Below are 18,211 nucleotides of genomic sequence, written 5' to 3' on the forward strand. Positions count from 1 at the left end.
TTTGCTGCGGCAGGGCGTCAGACGTGGGCCGGTGGCGGCCCGTACTGCTCGGGCAGGGTCGGGCCCGCTGCTTCGGCCAGGACCGGGCCCAGGTTCTCCGTACGCATGCGGAGGTCGACGTAGAGCAGGCCGACCACCAGGGGCGGGAAGATCGCCGTGAACAGCTGGGCGATCAGCTGGCTGACGAACGACAGCACCATCAGACCGCCGAACAGGGCGATGAGCTCCCCGCCGCTCGGGTCGGCGCCCATGTCCTCGGGTTCGAACATGCCGGGGAGCATGCCGACCGCCTGGAACGGCATCTGGATCATGTAGCCGATCATGGATGCGATCCCATAGGCGAGCAGCCCGACGCCGAAGACCCGCCACCAGGTGCCGCGCACCAGCTGGGCCGAGCGGCGCAGGGCCGCGACCGGGCGCTGGTCCTCGAAGACCACCACTGTCGGCGCCAGGGAGAACCGCACCCAGAGCCAGATGGCGAACGGGCCGATGAGCAGCGCGCCGACGAGGCCGGCCACGATCAGCGGTACGACGCCGTCCTCGTCGCCCAGCGAGATCATGTAGATCATCAGCCCGGCGAAGCCGGCCAGGAAGAGTGCCAACGGGACGAGCATGATCAGCCCGGTGAGGAACACCGTGCCGATGATCGACCAGACCCGCGCCCAGGCCCGCTTCCAGACCTCCCCGAAGCGGATCGGGCGGCCCAGGACGGCCTCCTGGAGGACGACGGGGACCGCCGCCTGCACCACGGCCGACGCCAGCAGGTAGGTGATCATGCCGAGGATCACCAGCACACCGAACGCGACGCCCAGCGGGACCAGTTGCGCCGCGTCCGGGGACCCCGAAGAGTTGGACGTCAGCTCGTCCCACTGGCTCGCGACGGCGGAGGCGGCCACCACCAGCGCCACGATCATCACGAGCGTCGCCGCGCCGAACAGCGTCAGAGCCATACCGATCAGCGGCTTCCAGTACCGCCCGATCGTCGTGAAGGCGCCGCTGAGCATGTCCGAGACCCTCAGCGGCGCCAGGGGTATCACCCCCGGCTTGGGCGGCGCGGCCCATCCGCCGTGCCAGCCGACCCCCGGTCCCTGCGCGCCCCCGTGGAAGGGCCCCCCACCGTGAGGTGCGCCCCCGTACGGGCCACCGCCCCACCCTGCATCCTGCGCCACTGCTTCTCCGTCGCGTCGTCGGCCCGGTCGGCCGGGCCGTTCGTTCAGTCGGCACACCGTAGCGCCCCCGACGCGGGCCGATGATATGTACGGGCGTACGCAACGTTGAGTACAGTCGTACACATGGGATACGCATACGGACTGCTCGCCGGTGCCATCGCGGCGGAGGTGGCCGGGACGACGGCCATGAAGTACAGCGAGGGCTTCACCCGGCTCTGGCCCTCGATCGGCACCGTGGTGGGCTACCTCATCGCCTTCACCCTCCTCGCGCAGACCCTCAAGACGCTCTCCGTCGGCACCGCGTACGCCATCTGGGCCGGCGTCGGCACCGCGGCCGTCGCCCTCATCGGGATTCTCTTCCTCGGCGAGTCCAGCAGTCTGGTCAAGATCGCGGGCATCGCCCTGATCGTCGCGGGGGTCGTCGTCCTCAATCTGGGAGGGGCCCACTGATGGCCCGCCGGTACGACCCCGACCGGCGGACGCGGATCATCGACGCGGCGCTGACCGTGATCGCGGCCGACGGCATAGCCGGGCTCAGCCATCGCACCGTGGCCGCCGAGGCCGACGTGCCGCTCGGCTCGACCACGTACCACTTCGCCTCGCTCGACGAACTCCTCGTCGCCGCCCTGCGCCGGTGCAACGAGAACTTCGTCCAGGCGCTGCGCTCCAGCGGGCTCTTCGCCGAGGAAGGGGATGCCGGGCCGGGTGAGGGGGATGCCGGGCAGGGCGCGGAGGGAGCCGGCCTCGCGGAGGAGCTGACCCGGTTGCTCGACCGGTGGTTCGCGGGCGAACGCGGGGCGATCGAGCTGGAGTACGAGCTGTACCTCGCTGCCCTGCGCCGCCCCGCGCTGCGGCCCGTCGCCGCCGAGTGGACCGCGGAGGCCGTCGCGCTGCTGTCCCGGCGCACCGATCCGGAGACCGCGCGGGCCCTCGTCGCGCTGATGGACGGCGTCTGCCTCCAGGTCCTGCTGACCGGGGGCACGTTCGACGCGGCGTACACCCGGGTGATGCTGGAGCGGATCGTGGCGGGCGGCGACGCCTGACCGCGACGCGGCCCCCGTCGGCACGCTCCCGTCAGTCCGTCCCTCGGCGCACCGCCTCCAGTGCCTCCCGCACGCTCCCCCCGATGTCCGTGATCGGGTACAGCACCTCGTGGATCGTCCGCTCCCGGTCCACCACCAGCGTCAGCCGCTTGAGCCTGCTCACGCCCGCCGCCCGGAACGTCGGCAGTCGCAGCGCCGCCGTCAGGGCCAGGTCCGCGTCCGAGAGCAGCGGGAAGCGCAGCCGCTCCTTCTCCGCGAACGCGCGCTGCTCGTCCGGGCGCTGCACGGACACCCCGTGGACCGTCGCGCCCGCCGCGGTGAATTCGGCCAACTGGTCGCGGTACGCGCACGATTCGAGGGTGCAGCCGCTCGCCCCCGGGATTCCCGCCCAGCCCGGCGGATAGGCGTCGCGGGTGGCGTAGGCGCTGGGGAAGCAGTACAGGACGGTGTACGGGGTGTCGGCGACCGGGTCGCGGAGCCGGCCGTCGTTCCCCGGCAGCAGCAGCTCCGGCAGCCGCGTCCCCTTGAGTGCCCGCACCCGGGCCGCCTCCTGCGAGGCCTCCGTCGTCGTCGCCATCGTCTCCCCTTCTCCCAGTACCCAGGTGTCGCCCCAGTCCTGGAGCGCGATCAGCACGGGCAGCAGGGCCCGGCCGCGCGGGGTGAGGCGGTACTCGTACCGGACCGGGCGGTCCTGATACGGCTCCCGATGCAGTACGCCTGCGTCGACCAGCAGCCGCAGCCGCTCGGTCAGCACCTTGCGCGATACGCCCAACTCCCGCTGGAGCGCGTCGAAGCGGTGCACTCCGCGCGCGGTGTCCCGCACGATCAGCAGAGTCCACCAGTCGCCCACGACGTCGAGCGCCTGGGCGATCGAGCAGTCGGCGTCCGCCAGGCTGGTGCGCTGGGGCATGGTCGTCCTCCGGTTGTGGCCGCTGTCCGCCCCCACCCCGCCGGGGCCTTTCGGTTGACCCCGATGGAATCATGCTGCCATAGTCCGTTCCCATAAGGAACTCACTGCGATGTGCAGGAGTCGCCAGGAGTCGTACGAAGGGGGCGGGGGATGGGCATGGTGCGCGGAGTGCCGAGGACGGTACGGCTGCTGGCGCTCGGGGCGTTCCTCAACGCCGTCGTCAGCTTCACCTTCGTCTATCTCTTCGTGTACCTCGTCGGACCGCGCGGCCTGAGCGTCACCCAGGCCGGAGTGATCAGCGGCGTCGGCGGCATCGGCCTGGTCGCGGGGAACTTCACCGGCGGCTGGTTCGGCGACCGGTTCGGTCACCGCCGCGCCCTGCTGACCGGCGCCTGCGTGAGCGGCGCGGTGCTCGTCGTCCTGCCCGTCCTGCCGGTCGCCGCCCTGTACGCGGTGCTCCCCCTCGCCCAGTACGCGGCGGGCGTCGTCCGCGCCGCCAACGCCGCCCTCGTCGCGGTCTCCGTGCCCGAGGGCGGAAGCCGCCGCCAGAGCTTCGCCCTCTTCCGGTTCGCCGCCAACGGCGGCTTCGCCGTCGGCCCGCCGCTCGGCGCGCTGGTCGCCACCCGCTTCTCGTACGACTGGCTCTTCGTCGCCGACGGCCTCGGCACCCTGCTCTTCGCGCTCTACGCCGCCCGGATCCTGCCCGCCCGCGGCAGCGCCCACGCGGTTCCCGCCCACGACCCGGACGCCCCGGGCCTCTGGCGCGAACTGCGGGCCAGACCCGCCGTCCTGGTGCTGCTCGCCGCGATCGTGGTCGTCGACACCGTCTACCGGCAGCAGTACTCGACCCTGCCGGTCTTCCTCGCCGACCACGGGCACACCACCCAGCTCTACGGCTGGCTGCTCGCCGTCAACGGCGGCGTCATCCTCTGCCTCGAACTGCCCGCCGCCCACGCCCTGCGCCGCCGCACCCCGCTCGGCCTCGTCGGCGCCGGACTCCTGCTCGTCGGGCTCGGCTACGCCGTCCTGATCCCCGGCGCGGGCGCGCTCTTCGCCGTCACCATGATGTTCTCCCTGACCCTCGGCGAGATCCTCTACAAGACCCCCGCCACCGCCTACGTCGCCGACCAGGCGCCGGGCCACGCCCAGGGCCGCTTCCAGAGCCTGTACGCCGGTGCGTCGATCAGCGGGCAGGTGCTCGCCCCGCCGCTCGGGGCCGCCCTGTACGCGGCGGCCCCCGGGCTGCTCTGGCCGGTCTGCGCCCTGCTCGCGGCGGCGGCCGGGGTGGCGGTGCTGGCGGCGCGGCGGCTGCCCGGACCGGGGGAGCGGGCACCGGTGGTGGGAATGGGGCCGCACGCTGAGACCGGTTCGCCCGAGCGGGCCCCGGCCGGTTAGGTTGCTGTTCATGACCGACACGACTTCCCAGGGTTCTGCCCGTACCACCGGCGCCGTCGCCGCCGGCCTCGCCACCGTCGCCGGTGACGGCACCGTCCTCGACACCTGGTTCCCCGCCCCCGAGCTGACCTCCGACCCCGGCCCGGCCGGTACGACGCGGCTCTCTCCGGACGAGGCCGTGAACCGGCTCGGTGAGGGCGCCGCCAAGGCGATCGGCGTGGACGCCCGGCGCGGCGTCGAGATCGTCGCCGTGTCCACGGTCATCTCCTCGCTCGACGACAAGCCGCTCGACGCGCACGACGCCTACCTGCGCCTGCACCTGCTCTCGCACCGGCTCGTCCAGCCGCACGGCCAGAACCTCGACGGCCTCTTCGGGCTGCTCGCCAACGTCGCCTGGACCTCGCTCGGCCCGGTCGCCGTCGACGACCTGGAGCGCGTGCGGCTCAACGCCCGTGCCGAGGGCCTGCACCTCCAGGTCACCTCGGTCGACAAGTTCCCGCGCATGACGGACTACGTCGCCCCCCAGGGCGTCCGCATCGCCGACGCCGACCGCGTCCGGCTCGGCGCGCACCTCGCCGCCGGGACCACCGTCATGCACGAGGGCTTCGTCAACTTCAACGCGGGCACGCTCGGCACCTCCATGGTCGAGGGCCGGATCTCCGCGGGCGTCGTCATCGGCGACGGCTCCGACATCGGCGGCGGCGCCTCCACCATGGGCACGCTCTCCGGCGGCGGCAAGGAGCGCATCATCATCGGTGAGCGCTGCCTGGTCGGTGCGGAGGCGGGCGTCGGCATCGCGCTGGGCGACGAGTGCGTCGTCGAGGCCGGCCTGTACGTCACCGCCGGTACGCGCGTCACGCTGCCGGACGGTCAGGTCGTCAAGGCCCGTGAGCTGTCCGGCGCCTCGAACATCCTCTTCCGCCGCAACTCGGTCACCGGCACCGTCGAGGCCCGCCCGAACAACGCGGTCTGGGGCGGCCTGAACGAGGTCCTGCACGCCCACAACTGACCCGCTTGCCTTTTTCAGGCCGCGAGGAGTCCCTCGTACGCCTTCCGCAGCCCGTCGGCCGCCTCGCGCCCGGCGGGCTGCAGCGGTTCCCGGACCGGACCGGCGTCCAGCAGGGCCTTGGCCGTGACGGTTCCGGGCAGCCCGTTCGCCATCATCAGCTCGACGAGCCGGGCCGTCAGCCCGTTCAGCCGGGCCGCCTCGTCGGTGCGGCCCGCGTCGAAGGCGTCCAGCGGCGCCCGCACCTGGCGCGGGGCCACGTTCGCGACCGTACTGACATAGCCCGCGCCGCCCACCGCGTACAGCGGAAGGTTCAGCTCCTCGCTGCCCGAGTAGTACGCCAGCGAGGTGCGGGCCAGCACCTTCGTCGCGCCGAGCAGGTCGTAGGAGCAGTCCTTCACCGCCACCACCCTCGGGTGCTCCGCCAGCCGCAGCAGGGTCTCCGGCTCGATCCGGACGCCGGTGCGGCCGGGGATGTCGTACAGCATCAGCGGCAGACCCGTGGACTCGGCCACCCGCAGGAAGTATGCCTCGACGGCGGACTGCTGCGGGCGGCTGTAGTAAGGGCTCACCACCAGCAGCCCGTCCGCGCCCGCGTCCTCGGCCTCCCGGGCCAGGCGCAGGGTGGTCGCGGTGTCGGGGCCCCCGACGCCGGAGAGCAGCGGCACCCCGTCGCCGACCTCCGCCCGGACGGCCCGCAGCAGGGCGGCCTTCTCGGCGCCGGTCGTGGTGGGTGACTCGCCCGTGGTGCCGCTGAGGACGATCCCGTCGCAGCCCTCGGCCACCAGGCGCGCGGCGTGCGTACGGGCGGCGTCCGGGTCCAGGGCGCCGGTGGCGGTGAAGGGCGTGATCATGGCGCAGAGCGTGCGGCCGAAGGGACGCGGTGCGGTGGTGGTCATGAGGGAAGTCTCGGCGTCCGGAACCGTAAAGGTCCACTTAGATCTCCTTGTGGTGAACGGCAAGAGATGCTGAAGGGTGCGGCGACCGCTGCCGTTCCTCTGGCAAGATCGAACGCGCGGACGACCGGCCGCGGCGAGGGGTGGGCGACATGAACGAGCGCGTACGGGTACGGAGACGGGTCCGGGTGGCCCTGCTGTCGGCCACACTGACGGCACTGACCGGCTGCTCCGGGTTCCTCGTCCCGGCCGGCGAGGGCGAACGGCCGGACCCCGCCCCGTCCGCCTCCGCACCCCGTGCCGAGACGCTCCCCCCGACCCCCGCACCCGGCGCGGACGCCCCCGCCCAGGGAGCACCGGCGCAGACCGGCCCGACCGCCGCCCCGCCCGGGACCTGCCCGTCCTCCGGGGTCGTCGTGGACATGGGCCCGGTGGAGACCGGAATGATGCACCGGGCCGTCGTGCTCACCCTCACCAACTGCGGCCGCAAGCCCTACGCCGTCGACGGCTATCCCTGGGTCCAGGCCCTCGGCGAGGACGGCAACCCGCTCCCCGTGAAGGTCAACGAGGACGGCTCGTACTTCGGCAACGACCCCGGCCCGAAGAAGCTCCTGCTCGACCCCGGCCTCACCGTGAAGTCGATCCTCGCCTGGGTCTCCACACCCGAGGGCGGCGACCTCATCGAGGGCGACGCCCTGGCGATCTCGGCCGCCCCCGGCCTTCCGGTGCGGGTCTTCCCGCTGGAGGGGCACGACATCCGGCTGATGGACGAACTCAACACGACGGCCTGGCGCACCGAACTCAGCGGCTGACACCGGGGGCGGACGTGGGGACGGTGTGGGTGACCCAGGCCGCCCCCGCCGGAGCCCCGGGCAGCACGTGCAGCAGGAACGCCGGGGGCTCGTCCGGATAGCCGGGCAGGCCCTCCCGCAGCACCAGTCCGCTCTGCCGGTACGTGCTCGGCGCGACGGCCACCGTGCTGCCCGCGAAGGGCGCCGTCACCGGGCGGTGCACATGGCCCGCCAGCACCCGGACGACCCGGGGATGCGCGGCGACCACCTCGGCCGGCTCCGGGCCGTCCGCCAGACCCATCGCGTCCAGGAACGGGATGCCGACCGGAACCGGCGGGTGGTGCAGGCAGACGAGCGCCGGTACGCCGGCGCGCCGGGCGAGGGTCCGGTCCAGCCGGGCCAACTGCCCGGAACCCAGGCGCCCGCCCGGCGAACCGGAGACCCGCGAGTCCAGGACCACGACCGTGAACGCCGGGTGCTCGACCACGTACGACGTCAGCGTCCCTCCGCCCAGGAACCGCGTCCCGCCGAACCCGCCCACGAGCTCCTCGGGTGTGTCGTGATTGCCCGTCACCAGATGCAGGGGCAGCGGGAACGCGTCGATCTCCGCGCGCAGCGCCGCGTACTCACCGGGCTCCCCACGCTCCGTGAGATCACCGGTGATCACAGCACAGTCCGGGAGCGGGTCCAGGGCCAGCACCCGGTCGAGGGCGGCCCGCAACCCCGCCGCGGGGGCCGCCGCAGCGGGGCCGGTGGTGATGTGCGGGTCGCTCAAGTGCGCCACGGAGAGGGTCATGCCCGCACCCTTCCCCGGCGCCGGAGGACCGCACCCGCACCACTCACGCCCTGGGCGAACGGAGTCCGGCCGCACCCGGCGGAACCGCCTTGACCTCAACCGGGCTTGAGGTGTGAACGTGGTGGTCATGCGCACCGAACAGTGCGCGGGAGAGGGGAACACCGTCATGACCACGCACTTCACCGACCGCCCCGACCCGGCCCGCACCGATGCCGGGATCGCCAAGGCCAGCACCTGGAACGTCGGGACACCGCAGCGGCAGCAGGAGGCCGCCGACGCGATCCGGAAGGTGTGGGGGAGCCGGGAATGGCCGCATCCCGGGCTGCTCTCCTACAGCGTCTACGCCGGGGAGGACGGTGCGACCCTGCTGCACTACTCCCAGTGGACCGGCGAACAGGCCTACCAGGACTTCGTACGGGAGGGGCGCGACGCCCGCAACGCCGAGATCGACGCGGCCGTTCCCGGCATCGAACGCCTCGGGCTGCACACGTACGAGCTGTACCGCTCCGGGCCGCGGGCCGAGGGTGACACCCGGGAGACCGGCTGCGTCGTCATCGTCGACGTCGAGTTCGACGGACCCGACGCGGCGCGCCAACGCGACTGGGTGGACAGCGTGTTCGAGGCCCTCGAACAGGAGGAGGGCCTGCCCGAGGGCGGCATCGCCGCACACTTCCATGTCGGAACCGACGGCACCCGGGTCCTCAACTACGCCGAGTGGGAGAGCGCCGAGCACCACATCGCGGCTCTCGCAGCACCCGGTGAGGGCGTCGGATCCCCGTCCCCGCTCTGGGAACGCGTCCAGAAGTACCCGGGCATGACCGGCGGCGGCGTGCGCCGCTACACCCCCGCGCTCAGCATGGAACCGGGTACGGGCGCGTAGGGCGGCAAGTGCGCCGGGGCAAGCGGCCGAAGCCGTGGGCGGCATGCGGTGAATTGCGTCTAGGCTTGGGCGGCTGAACCGCGTACGCACTCCGTACGCCCCCGAGCACGCACCGAGGAGAACCCCCGATGTCCGCAGAGCGCCCCTCCCTGCCGCCGGTGCGGCTCAACTCCGAGGCCGAACTGGCACGGGACGCGCTCGCCGCTCCGCTGTTCGTCCGGGCCGTCAGGCTCGCCCGGTGGGCCGGCCCCGACACCCGCGTCGGCGCCGGCGGCGAACTCGTCGAGGCGCAACTGCCCGCGGCCGCCGAGCACCTCGGGCTCCCGGCCGACGACGACGGCGCCGCGTACGCCAGCGAGGCCTGGCGGCTCGCCGTGGACACCGGCCTCCTCGATGTCACGGACCCCGAGGAGGAGGACGCCGAGGGGACCGTCTCCGCGGGCGAGAACCTGGGCCTGCTCACCGGCGGCTCCCCGCAGGACGTCCTGGCCATCTGGCTCGACGGCCTGGACGCCGTGCACGCCGACGCCACCGCGCCCGTCCTGGACGACTTCACGGACCTCGTCGGCGAGGACGGTTCGATCGACTTCGACGCCCTGGACTGGGACCCGGAGGCCGAGGCGGAATTCCTCGACGGCGTCCTCGGCAACCTCTACCTGCTCACCCTCGCGGACAACGGCGCGGGCGAAGGGCCGGTCCCACTGCCCGCCCTCGCCGCGTCGATGATCGTCCCCGACGACATGGGCGAGCCCACCGACGACATCCTGGAGCAGGTGTCGGAGGCGATGATGCGCCTCGACGACCAGTTCCGGCTCCTCGAACCCATCGGGATCGTCGAGTACCGGCCGGTCGACGAGGCGCTGATGGTCGAGGAGGGCGAGGCGCCGGTGGACGCCGTCGGGGGCGACGAGGACGACGTCACCCGGTACGGCATGGTCAAGCTCACCCCCCTCGGCCTGTACGGCGTCCGGGCCCGGATGCTGGAGGCCGGGGTGGACGCCCCCGCCGTCGGCGACCTCGCGGGCAAGGGCGCCGACGCCCTCCTCGACGGCATCGCCCACTACCCGGAGTCCGCCGCCCGCGCCGAGGTCAAGCTCTGGCTCGCGGGGTACGCCGACGGCGCGGTGTCGGCGGCGGCAGAGCTGCTGGCCGCCGCGCGCGGCACGGACGAGGGCGGACCGCTGCGCCGCCTCCACTGTCAGCAGGCCCTCGCCCTGGCCGGCCCCGAGGCGGAGCCCGCCGTACGCGCGGTGCTCGGCGACCGGGAACTGGGCGGCCTCGCCCGCGTCTGGCTCGCGGAGCGCGGCGCTGCCGACGTGCCCGCCCCGCCGGAGGACATGATCTTCTGGCTGGCCATCGACACCATCGCCGCCCACCTGGACGCGGACGGCGAGCTGGACGAGCTCCAGGGCCTGATCGAGGGCCTCTCCGCCCAGCACAGCGGCTTCTTCGACGAGGTCTGGCGCGTCGACCACCCGGCCACCGCCGATGTGCTGGAGGCCATGGGCCGCCTGCACAGCGACAAGAAGGCCGCCAAGGACGCCCGCAAGGCTGCGTTCAAGGCTCGGTCACGCGCGGGGCGCTGAGCGAGAAACGCCACACGTTCGGGGTGCTTTTCCGGCGCCCGCTTCCGCGTGATTCTGCTGCTGGAAGGCCGGGAAAGCGCTGACCTGACCCGGTCGGCGCGGGTCACGAATGCGGTACGTCTGGGCGTCGAGCGGCAGACGGGCATGGCGTCGGGCCTTTACAGGGCGCATACTCGACTCGATGAAACAGTCAGCCGGTTCCCGGCGTCACCTGCCGTCCAGTCCCTTCAACCGCCCGGCCCAGGAGGCCCCACCGGTCGAATGCTTCGATGTGGGCGACAGGGTGTCGCACGACCAGTTCGGACTCGGCAGGATTCTCGCTGTCGAGGGTGACAACGACGCGGTCCTCATCGACTTCTCGGGGCGCCAGGGAAGGATCCTGAGCCCCTACTCCAAGCTCACCAAGCTCTGAGACGCCCGCCTTTCTCCGTATCCGGGGCACCTGAACCCAGCCGGTTCAGGTGCCCCGGATGCGTCTGAGGGGGGCGGCTACAGCGCCTTGGCGGCGGGCTTCACCATGCCCCGCACGGTGCGCGACTTCACGAACTCGCCCATCGCGGTCATCTCCCACTCGCCGGTGAACTGCTTGATCAGCTTGGCCATCATCACGCCGGTCTGCGGCTCGGCGCCGGTCAGGTCGAAGCGGACCAGCTCCTCGCCGGAGGCGTCGTCGATCAGCCGGCAGTAGGCCTTGGCGACCTCGTTGAACTTCTGGCCGGTGAACGAGTTCACCGTGAAGACCAGGCCCGTGGCGTCGGCGGGGATCCGGCCGAGGTCCACGACGATCGTCTCGTCGTCGCCCGCGCCCTCACCGGTCAGGTTGTCGCCGGAGTGCTTGATCGCCCCGTTCAGGATGGTCAGCTTGCCGAAGTAGCAGCTGTCCAGGTGGTTGCGGTTGGGGCCGTAGGCGATCACCGACGCGTCCAGGTCGATGTCCTTGCCGCGGAACGCGGGCTCCCAGCCCAGGCCCATCCGGACCCGCGAGAGCAGCGGTGCGCCGCCCTTGACGAGGGACACGGTCTGGTTCTTCTGGAGGTTGACCCGGCCCTTGTCCAGGTTGATCTTGCCGGAGCCCGCGGGCGCGGCGGGGGTCACCGGGGGAGCGGGCGGGGCGGCCGGGGCGGGCGGCGCGATCCTCGGGTCGACGGGGGCGGCCACCGGGGCCGGGGGCTGGGGCGCGACCGGGGCGGGGGCCGCCGGAACCGGAGGGGCGACCGGGGTCGCGGGCTCCTCGACCGAGACGCCGAAGTCCGTGGCGATCCCGGCCAGCCCGTTCGCGTAGCCCTGGCCGACCGCGCGGGCCTTCCAGGCGCCGTTGCGCAGGTAGATCTCGATGACCACGAGCGCCGTCTCGGCACCCAGCTGCGGCGGGGTGAAGGTGGCGATCGCGCTGCCGTCGTCCGCGTTGCGCACGGTGGCGGTGGGCTCGATGCCCTGGAAGGTCTGGCCCGCGGCGTCCGGGCTCGCGGTGACGACGATCTTCTCGATGCCCGGCGGCACGGCGGTGGTGTCCACCACGATCGCGTCGGGCGCCGAACCTCCGCCGGCGCGGTAGGTCACGCCCGGGCCCGAGGGCTGGTTGTAGAAGATGAAGTCGTCGTCGGAGCGCACCTTGCCGTCGGCGGTGAGCAGCAGGCCCGAGACGTCGAGCCGCACCGGAGCGGCGACGTCCACCGCCACGCGGGCGGCGGAGAGGGGAATGTTCGAGCCGGGGGTCATTGCGGTCATGCACGGGGTAACGAACGACCCGGCTTTGCCGTTCCCTTACCTTTCCCTCGGTCCACCAGATGCTTTTCGGCCGTCGGAACGACCCGAAGGAAAGGCCCGGAAGCGACTCAGCGGCGGTTGCGCGGGTGGTTGCGGGCCGTGCGCTCGTTGCCGTGCTTGTACGCGCCCGTCCAGCGCGCCATCACCAACTGGGCGTCGCCCGATACCACCTCGGCCAGGAACTTCTCCGCCCGGCCGCCGCGCAGCGTGCCCGCGGGCCTGCCGTGGTGGGTGATGGTGACGCTCTGGTCGCCCTGCTGTTCGTACTGGAATCCGGAAGGTCTCGGCATGGCCGTATCCTGCCCGTCCGGACGCCCCCGCGTCGCCCGGATTTCCGCCGTACCGGCCGGCGCCCGCCGCCGTTCCCGGGCTTGCGCCCGCCGTTCCCGCCGCCGCTCCCAGGCCGTTCAGTGCGGCCAGATCGGCGGGTCCGTCACGAAGTGGCCGCCCACGCAGGCGTGCGCCGGGTTCTCCGGGTCCAGCTCGCCCTGGTCGGCGACGAGCTTCGCCGCGTACGGCTCGGAGTCGTCCAGCGGGCGGTAGCCCAGTGCCCGCGCCGGCGCCAGGTCCCACCACAGGCGCGTGTTGGCGGAGGAGCCGTAGACGACGGCGTGGCCGACGTCCTCGGCGGTGAGGGCCGCGTGGAACAGCCGGGCGCCGTCGGCCGGGCTCAGCCAGACCGACAGCATCCGCACCGACGTGGGCTCCGGGAAACAGGACCCGATCCGCACGGAGACCGTCTCCACTCCGTGCTGGTCCCAGTAGAGCTGGGCCAGGTCCTCGCCGAAGCACTTCGAGAGCCCGTAGAAGGTGTCCGGGCGGCGCGGTGTGTCCAGCGGGATCAGCGGATCACCGGCGGCCGGGCGCGGGGTGTGGCCGATGACGTGGTTGGAGGACGCGGACACGATGCGCCGGACGCCCTCCTCGCGGGCCGCCTCGTAGAGATGGTGCGTGCCCTGGATGTTGGCGCGCAGGATCTTGTCGAACGTGGACTCCAGCGAGATGCCCGCCAGGTGGATCACCGCGTCCACGCCGCGCACGGCCTCGCGCAGCGCCTCCCGGTCGTTCAGGTCGGCGGTGATCGCCCCGGGCTCGCCCTCCACCGGCACCAGGTCGAACAGCCTCAGGTCGTATCCGTACGCGGGCAGCAGCCCTCGCATCAGCGTGCCGAGGCCGCCTGCGGCACCCGTGAGCAGGACGGTACGCGGAGCGGTCACGGTGCGGGGAGCGGTCATACGGGGTCTCCTCGGGGCGTACGCGAGCGGCGCTGTGCGAAATGGCGGCCAGCATTCACATGTATGGACAAGCTAGGGAGGTGGTGGGGCTGCGTCAAGAGGTCGTTCGGGCGCGGCGTCCGCCTTGACCTGTTGTCGAAGGCTGCCTTAGCGTTACGGTGTTCAGAAATATGGACGCCGATCAGAATTGTGCACGCCTGAATCTGCTCAGGGAGCGCCCGTGACCTCAGCCCCCCTTGCCGCCCGGCTCCGTGAAGTCGCCGGGCCGCTCTTCTTCCCCGTGACCGCGTTCGGGCCGGACGGCACCGTCGATCTCGACGTCTTCCGCGCCCACGTGCGGGCCGGGACCGACGCCGGAGCCGCCGCCGTCTTCGCCTGCTGCGGCACGGGCGAGTTCCATGCGCTGACCCTTGAGGAGTTCCGCCTCGCGGTCGCCGCCGCCGTCGAGGAGACCGCCGGACGGATTCCCGTCATCGCCGGGGCCGGCTACGGCACGGCCCTCGCTGTCCAGTACGCACGTGCCGCCGAGGAGGCCGGGGCCGACGGGCTCCTCGCCATGCCGCCCTACCTCGTCGTCGCCGACCAGGAAGGGCTCCTGAACCACTACGCGGCCCTCGCGGCGGCCACCGGCCTGGAGACGATCGTCTACCAGCGGGACAACGCCGTCTTCACCCCGGAAACCGTCGTCGCCCTCGCCCGCACGCCCGGCATCATCGGGCTCAAGGACGGCCTCGGCGACCTCGACCTCATGCAGCGCATCGTCAGCGCGGTCCGCACCCACCGGCCCGACGACGACTTCCTCTACTTCAACGGACTGCCCACCGCAGAACTCACCGGCCTCGCCTACCGGGGCATCGGGATCACCCTCTACTCCTCCGCCGTCTTCGCGTTCGCCCCGGACATCGCCCTCGCCTTCCACCGGGCCCTGGACTCCGGCGACGACGCCCTGGCGAACGCGCTGCTCGACCACTTCTACCGGCCGCTCGTCGAACTGCGCGCCCAGGGCCGCGGCTACGCCGTCTCCCTGGTCAAAGCAGGTGTCCGGCTCCAGGGCCTGGACGTCGGCGAGGTGCGTACCCCCCTCAGCGAACCGTCCGCCGCGCACGTCAAGGACCTCATCGAGATCATCGCGAGCGGCCGCACCCTGCTGGAGGAGCACGCCGCTGAGGGGCACTCCGCTGAGGGGCACGCCGCTTCGGGAGGCCGGGCGTGAAGGCGGGCGTCTTCCTCTACCCGTGGGACGTCGTCGGTGACCCGGACGCCGCCGCCCGGATCGCGGACCTCGGCGTCCGGCAGGTCACCCTGGCCTCCGCCTACCACTCCACCCGGGCCCTGACCCCCCGCCACCCCGCCCACCGCGTCGTGACCGCCGAGCACGCCGCCGTCCTCTACCCGCCGGACCCGGACCGCTGGGCGGGCCGGGCCCTCGCCCCGTACCGCCAGGCCTGGACGCCCGGTGACGATCCGTACGGGGAGGCCGCCGAGGCGCTGGCCGCCGCGGGCCTGGAGGTGCACAGCTGGGTGGTCCTCGCGCACAGCTCGCGGCTCGGCGCGGAACACCCGGACACCTCGGTGGTCAACGCCTACGGCGACCGCTACCCCTGGGCCCCCTGCATCGCCCGCCCCGCCGTGCGCGACTACCTCGTGGACCTCGCGGCGGAGGCCGCCGCCCGGCCCGGCGCGCACGGCACCGAACTGGAGTCCTGCGGCTGGTACGGCTTCGCCCACCTCCACGCCCACGACAAGGTCGCGGGCGTCGGCCTCGGTGACGCGGCGCAGTACCTGATGTCGCTGTGCTTCTGCGCGGTGTGCCGCGAGGGGTACGGAGAGGAGGGCGTCGACCCGGAGGCGCTTTCCGCCTTCGTACGCCGGGCCCTGGAGCCGGCCTGGTCCGGCGGCGGCTCCCCGGAGTCCGGCCGCGACGGCATCGCGAAGCTGCTCGGGCCGGAGCAGGCGGACGCCACCCTCGCCTGGCGCGGCCGGGTGGCCAATACGGTGCAGCAGGCGGCCGTCGCGGCTGTACGGGCGGCGACCCCGCCCGGCTTCCAGGTGCTGTTGCACGCCGACCCCGTCCCGTACCGCACGGGGGCCAACGTCGGCGTCGAACCGGACCACGTCCTGGCGGTGGCCGACGGGGTGGTGCTGCCCTGCACCGGGTCCGACGCCGTACGGGAGGCGGTCCTCGGGCCGTTCGCCGGGCGCGGCGGGGTGCGCGCCGCCAACTTCGGGGTCGTCACCGGGATGGGCGGCAGCCCCCGCACCCTGGAGCGCGACGCGGCCCACGCCGCCTCGCTGGGCGCGGACCAACTGCGCCTGTACCACGCGGGCCTTGCCTCCGGCCCGGACCTGGAGGCGGTCGCGGCCGCACTCTCACGGCTGGGGTGACAGGGCTCCCATCGCCGCGGCTGGGGTGACAGGCGCCCCCATCGCCCCGCGCCTCACAGCCGGGGCGACCGCCCCCCATCGCCCCGCGCCTCACGGCCGGGGCGAGGCGGGGGCGCCCCGGCGGCGTCGCGCGCCCGCCGCCAGGCCCACCGCGGCCAGCACCCCCGCAGCCCCCGCCGACGCCGTCAGCACCCGCACATCCACCACCGCGACGAGCCCCGCCCCCAGTGCCAGGGCCACCGCGTTGGGCGCCGTCATCAGTGAGCCCGCCGTCGCCGCCGTACGCCCCAGCACCGCGTCCGGCGTCTCCCGCTGCACCGCCGTCATCGCCGCGACCAGCACGCACGGCAGACCGAACCCGATCGCCGCGCTCGCCGTCGGCGCCACCGCGTCCGACGACAGCGTTCGCGCCCCGACCCCCAGCGCGAACAACGCGATCCCGCCCGCCGCGAACACCCGCTCGGGCAGTCGGCGCAGCAGCGGCCCCGCCAGCAGCCCCACCGCCACCGAACCCGCGCCCTGCACCGCGTAGAGCACCCCCGCGTACGCCGGGGCCCGGCCGAGCACCTCGTCGACGTACGCGAAGGTCACCGCCCCGTTCACCCCCGCCAGGAACATCGTCGCCGCCCCCGCCGTCACCAGCGGGCGCAGCGCGGCCGAGGAGCGGATCCGCCGCAGCCCGGCGGCGAGTTCATCGCGCCAGGAACCCGGAGGGGACGGCTTCGGCCCCGAGGTCCCGGGCGTCTTCCGTACCGGCAGCTTCGCGAAGACCAGGGCGGCCAGCGCGCAGGTCGCCGCCGCCAGCAGCGCCACGGCGGGCCCGCCGAACCGTACGTACAGCCCCGCGCCCGTCAGCGGGGCGACCAGCTTCATGCCCTCGTTGGCCGTCATCCGCAGCCCGTTGAAATCCGCCAGCAGGGAGGCGGGCACGGTCCCCGCGACAAGTGCCGACTCCGCCGCGTCGAGCACGACACCGCTCGCCCCGTGGAGCACCAGCACCGCGAAGAGCAGCCAGACGGTGCGGCCCGAGTCCACCAGCACCAGCGGGACCAGCAGGCAGGCCATCACCACGTTGCCCCGCACCAGCAGCACTTTCCGGTCCATCCGGTCCGCGAGCGCGCCGAGCGCCGGCCCGGCCAGCACCGGGGCCCACATCGCGAACACCGTCAGCGCCGCCAGACTGTTCGACCCGGTCAGCGACTTGACCCAGATGCCCGCCGTGAGCCACATCGCCGACGTACCGAAACCGGAGACGACCACCCCCGCCAGACAGCGCCCCGCCGTCCGGTCCCGCAGGACCCTCACCACCGCCGAACCGCCGCCCATGCCGGTGCCGTCCTCTCCGCTCCACGCTCCGCGCATCCGCGCTGTGTGCGGCTCATGGTGGGGAGTAAGGCCGTCCGACGGCATCGGGCGGATTCCCTAGACGACCGCCAGCCGCCGGATCTCCTCCGCCAGCTCCGCCGCCGAGGTCGTCAGCACCATGTGGTCCGCCTCCGGCAGCACCACATGCCGGCCGTGCGGTGACTGCCGGGCCCGGTAGGCGTGCGAGGCGGTCGCCCGCTCGCGGACGGACTTCGGCATCCCGGGGGAGACCCGTCCCGCCGACACCACCGTCACCGGCAGCCCCGCAAGACCCGGCGGGTTCTCCAGCAGGGCCCGCAGGTCGCCCGCCGCGTCCTCCAGCTCCCGGCCCCGGGTCCGGGTCATGGCGACGGTGTAGCCCTCGGCCCGCATGTCGGCGGCGGCGTCCGGCGGCAGTGTGGCGGTGAGCGAGCGGTAGGCGCGGCCCAGCAGCCCCAGCCGGGCCAGCGCGACCGTCACCAGCTGCCCGATCCGCTCGGCCCGCCGCATCGCGGGCTGGAAGAGCAGATCGCAGGACTCGTCGGTCGGGTCGACGAGCACCAGGCCCGCCACCCGCGCGGGCTGCGCGGCGGCCGCCAGCCGTACCAGGGGCCCGCCCCAGCTGTGGCCGACGAGGAGGAACGGGCCGCCGGGGCCCACGCGTTCGAGGTGGTCGAGCAGATCCCCGAGGTCCTCGGCGAGGGCGGGCAGCCGGCGCGACACCCCGGCGGGGGCGGCCGGGCTGCGACCGAGACCGCTGCGGTCGTACACCACCGTCGGCGCGACATCGGCCAGCGCGGCCCGGGCGCCCGCCCAGTAGGAGCGGCCCGCGGCGAGCCCGCCCTCGAATACCACGGTCGGCCGGGCCCCGTCAGGGCCGACGGGGCCCGGCAGCCACTGGTAGTACAGCTCCCGCCCGTCGCCGGTACGGGCGCGGCCCGCCTCGCCCTGGCTGTGGGCGGGGGCGTCGGCGTCGCGCCCCGTTCCGTGCTCCGCCGGAGCCATCCC

The 18,211-nt window shown here is 73.4% G+C and carries 19 protein-coding genes; 10 read left to right on the top strand and 9 right to left on the bottom strand.

The window, feature by feature from the left end; all coding sequences use genetic code 11:
• Positions 1-17 precede the first annotated feature (17 nt).
• Positions 18-1,004, bottom strand: a complete 987-nt coding sequence (locus tag IE140_RS09730) for a DUF7847 domain-containing protein (RefSeq protein WP_150194925.1) — start codon at positions 1,002-1,004, stop codon at positions 18-20.
• Positions 1,005-1,292: 288 nt separating this feature from the next.
• On the opposite strand from IE140_RS09730, the gene IE140_RS09735 reads away from it, so the two are divergent.
• Both IE140_RS09735 and IE140_RS09740 read left to right on the top strand, forming a co-directional pair.
• Entirely contained in the window at positions 1,293-1,619 is a 327-nt protein-coding gene (locus IE140_RS09735) for a DMT family transporter (RefSeq protein ID WP_006123656.1), read from the top strand.
• Complete coding sequence (locus IE140_RS09740; protein ID WP_150198326.1) at positions 1,619-2,212, top strand: TetR/AcrR family transcriptional regulator; 594 nt, start codon at positions 1,619-1,621, stop codon at positions 2,210-2,212. Before IE140_RS09735 ends, IE140_RS09740 begins: the two co-directional genes overlap by 1 nt.
• A gap of 31 nt (positions 2,213-2,243) precedes the next feature.
• On the opposite strand, the gene IE140_RS09745 is transcribed toward IE140_RS09740, so the two are convergent.
• The gene (locus IE140_RS09745; RefSeq protein ID WP_150198324.1) at positions 2,244-3,122 is read right to left on the bottom strand and encodes a winged helix-turn-helix transcriptional regulator; all 879 of its coding nucleotides are present in this window, start codon (positions 3,120-3,122) and stop codon (positions 2,244-2,246) included.
• 150 nt (positions 3,123-3,272) lie between these two features.
• Here IE140_RS09745 and IE140_RS09750 point away from each other — a divergent pair, with 150 nt between their 5' ends.
• Both IE140_RS09750 and dapD read left to right on the top strand, forming a co-directional pair.
• Positions 3,273-4,517, top strand: coding sequence for an MFS transporter (locus IE140_RS09750; protein ID WP_150198322.1), 1,245 nt, complete (start codon positions 3,273-3,275; stop codon positions 4,515-4,517).
• A gap of 10 nt (positions 4,518-4,527) precedes the next feature.
• Positions 4,528-5,526 carry a 2,3,4,5-tetrahydropyridine-2,6-dicarboxylate N-succinyltransferase gene (dapD, locus tag IE140_RS09755; RefSeq protein ID WP_032762212.1) on the top strand — a complete coding sequence of 333 codons (999 nt, stop codon included), beginning with the start codon at positions 4,528-4,530 and terminating at the stop codon, positions 5,524-5,526.
• A 14-nt stretch (positions 5,527-5,540) separates the two neighbouring features.
• On the opposite strand, the gene dapA is transcribed toward dapD, so the two are convergent.
• Entirely contained in the window at positions 5,541-6,422 is an 882-nt protein-coding gene (gene dapA, locus IE140_RS09760; protein WP_150198320.1) for a 4-hydroxy-tetrahydrodipicolinate synthase, read from the bottom strand.
• Positions 6,423-6,571: 149 nt separating this feature from the next.
• Here dapA and IE140_RS09765 point away from each other — a divergent pair, with 149 nt between their 5' ends.
• Entirely contained in the window at positions 6,572-7,231 is a 660-nt protein-coding gene (locus IE140_RS09765) for a DUF4232 domain-containing protein (protein ID WP_032762211.1), read from the top strand.
• On the opposite strand, the gene IE140_RS09770 is transcribed toward IE140_RS09765, so the two are convergent.
• Positions 7,221-8,006: a metallophosphoesterase gene (locus IE140_RS09770; RefSeq protein ID WP_150198436.1), complete on the bottom strand. Its 786-nt coding sequence runs from the start codon at positions 8,004-8,006 to the stop codon at positions 7,221-7,223. The two genes, IE140_RS09765 and IE140_RS09770, sit on opposite strands and share 11 nt — an antisense overlap.
• A gap of 166 nt (positions 8,007-8,172) precedes the next feature.
• On the opposite strand from IE140_RS09770, the gene IE140_RS09775 reads away from it, so the two are divergent.
• The 3 genes from IE140_RS09775 (at position 8,173) to IE140_RS09785 (ending at position 10,884) form a co-directional block, all read left to right on the top strand.
• The gene (locus IE140_RS09775; RefSeq protein WP_150198440.1) at positions 8,173-8,886 is read left to right on the top strand and encodes an antibiotic biosynthesis monooxygenase; all 714 of its coding nucleotides are present in this window, start codon (positions 8,173-8,175) and stop codon (positions 8,884-8,886) included.
• Positions 8,887-9,014: 128 nt separating this feature from the next.
• Positions 9,015-10,472, top strand: coding sequence for a hypothetical protein (locus IE140_RS09780; RefSeq protein ID WP_093444473.1), 1,458 nt, complete (start codon positions 9,015-9,017; stop codon positions 10,470-10,472).
• Between the two features lie 181 nt (positions 10,473-10,653).
• Positions 10,654-10,884 carry a hypothetical protein gene (locus tag IE140_RS09785; RefSeq protein ID WP_003969918.1) on the top strand — a complete coding sequence of 77 codons (231 nt, stop codon included), beginning with the start codon at positions 10,654-10,656 and terminating at the stop codon, positions 10,882-10,884.
• Positions 10,885-10,961: 77 nt separating this feature from the next.
• On the opposite strand, the gene IE140_RS09790 is transcribed toward IE140_RS09785, so the two are convergent.
• The 3 genes from IE140_RS09790 to IE140_RS09800 all read right to left on the bottom strand — a co-directional run bounded on the left by IE140_RS09790 (position 10,962) and on the right by IE140_RS09800 (position 13,456).
• A complete protein-coding gene (locus tag IE140_RS09790; protein ID WP_189460283.1) occupies positions 10,962-12,200 on the bottom strand; it encodes a TerD family protein in 1,239 nt (412 codons plus the stop codon).
• Between the two features lie 107 nt (positions 12,201-12,307).
• Positions 12,308-12,529: a hypothetical protein gene (locus IE140_RS09795; protein ID WP_010070345.1), complete on the bottom strand. Its 222-nt coding sequence runs from the start codon at positions 12,527-12,529 to the stop codon at positions 12,308-12,310.
• A gap of 117 nt (positions 12,530-12,646) precedes the next feature.
• Positions 12,647-13,456, bottom strand: a complete 810-nt coding sequence (locus IE140_RS09800) for an NAD-dependent epimerase/dehydratase family protein (protein WP_100565048.1) — start codon at positions 13,454-13,456, stop codon at positions 12,647-12,649.
• A gap of 238 nt (positions 13,457-13,694) precedes the next feature.
• Between IE140_RS09800 and IE140_RS09805 the strand changes: the two genes are divergently transcribed.
• Complete coding sequence (locus tag IE140_RS09805) at positions 13,695-14,687, top strand: 5-dehydro-4-deoxyglucarate dehydratase (protein ID WP_150195039.1); 993 nt, start codon at positions 13,695-13,697, stop codon at positions 14,685-14,687.
• Entirely contained in the window at positions 14,684-15,859 is a 1,176-nt protein-coding gene (locus IE140_RS09810; RefSeq protein WP_189460285.1) for a hypothetical protein, read from the top strand. Before IE140_RS09805 ends, IE140_RS09810 begins: the two co-directional genes overlap by 4 nt.
• A gap of 90 nt (positions 15,860-15,949) precedes the next feature.
• Here IE140_RS09810 and IE140_RS09815 read toward each other — a convergent pair whose 3' ends face one another.
• Both IE140_RS09815 and IE140_RS09820 read right to left on the bottom strand, forming a co-directional pair.
• On the bottom strand, positions 15,950-17,185 hold the full coding sequence (locus tag IE140_RS09815) for an MFS transporter (RefSeq protein ID WP_150195048.1): 1,236 nt from the start codon (positions 17,183-17,185) through the stop codon (positions 15,950-15,952).
• A 96-nt stretch (positions 17,186-17,281) separates the two neighbouring features.
• The gene (locus IE140_RS09820) at positions 17,282-18,208 is read right to left on the bottom strand and encodes an alpha/beta fold hydrolase (RefSeq protein ID WP_150195034.1); all 927 of its coding nucleotides are present in this window, start codon (positions 18,206-18,208) and stop codon (positions 17,282-17,284) included.
• Positions 18,209-18,211: the final 3 nt, after the last annotated feature.

It is taken from the genome of Streptomyces parvus (assembly GCF_014648875.1).
Classification (GTDB): domain Bacteria; phylum Actinomycetota; class Actinomycetes; order Streptomycetales; family Streptomycetaceae; genus Streptomyces; species Streptomyces parvus.

What these genes read in the sequence shown, in the direction of transcription:
- IE140_RS09730 (WP_150194925.1), bottom strand. Translation starts at nt 1,004, where the DNA reads ATGCTCAGCGGCGCCTTCACGACGATCGGGCGGTACTGGAAGCCGCTG.
- IE140_RS09735 (WP_006123656.1), top strand. Translation starts at nt 1,293, where the DNA reads ATGGGATACGCATACGGACTGCTCGCCGGTGCCATCGCGGCGGAGGTG.
- IE140_RS09740 (WP_150198326.1), top strand. Translation starts at nt 1,619, where the DNA reads ATGGCCCGCCGGTACGACCCCGACCGGCGGACGCGGATCATCGACGCG.
- IE140_RS09745 (WP_150198324.1), bottom strand. Translation starts at nt 3,122, where the DNA reads ATGCCCCAGCGCACCAGCCTGGCGGACGCCGACTGCTCGATCGCCCAG.
- IE140_RS09750 (WP_150198322.1), top strand. Translation starts at nt 3,273, where the DNA reads ATGGGCATGGTGCGCGGAGTGCCGAGGACGGTACGGCTGCTGGCGCTC.
- dapD (WP_032762212.1), top strand. Translation starts at nt 4,528, where the DNA reads ATGACCGACACGACTTCCCAGGGTTCTGCCCGTACCACCGGCGCCGTC.
- dapA (WP_150198320.1), bottom strand. Translation starts at nt 6,422, where the DNA reads ATGACCACCACCGCACCGCGTCCCTTCGGCCGCACGCTCTGCGCCATG.
- IE140_RS09765 (WP_032762211.1), top strand. Translation starts at nt 6,572, where the DNA reads ATGAACGAGCGCGTACGGGTACGGAGACGGGTCCGGGTGGCCCTGCTG.
- IE140_RS09770 (WP_150198436.1), bottom strand. Translation starts at nt 8,006, where the DNA reads ATGACCCTCTCCGTGGCGCACTTGAGCGACCCGCACATCACCACCGGC.
- IE140_RS09775 (WP_150198440.1), top strand. Translation starts at nt 8,173, where the DNA reads ATGACCACGCACTTCACCGACCGCCCCGACCCGGCCCGCACCGATGCC.
- IE140_RS09780 (WP_093444473.1), top strand. Translation starts at nt 9,015, where the DNA reads ATGTCCGCAGAGCGCCCCTCCCTGCCGCCGGTGCGGCTCAACTCCGAG.
- IE140_RS09785 (WP_003969918.1), top strand. Translation starts at nt 10,654, where the DNA reads ATGAAACAGTCAGCCGGTTCCCGGCGTCACCTGCCGTCCAGTCCCTTC.
- IE140_RS09790 (WP_189460283.1), bottom strand. Translation starts at nt 12,200, where the DNA reads ATGACCGCAATGACCCCCGGCTCGAACATTCCCCTCTCCGCCGCCCGC.
- IE140_RS09795 (WP_010070345.1), bottom strand. Translation starts at nt 12,529, where the DNA reads ATGCCGAGACCTTCCGGATTCCAGTACGAACAGCAGGGCGACCAGAGC.
- IE140_RS09815 (WP_150195048.1), bottom strand. Translation starts at nt 17,185, where the DNA reads ATGGGCGGCGGTTCGGCGGTGGTGAGGGTCCTGCGGGACCGGACGGCG.
- IE140_RS09820 (WP_150195034.1), bottom strand. Translation starts at nt 18,208, where the DNA reads ATGGCTCCGGCGGAGCACGGAACGGGGCGCGACGCCGACGCCCCCGCC.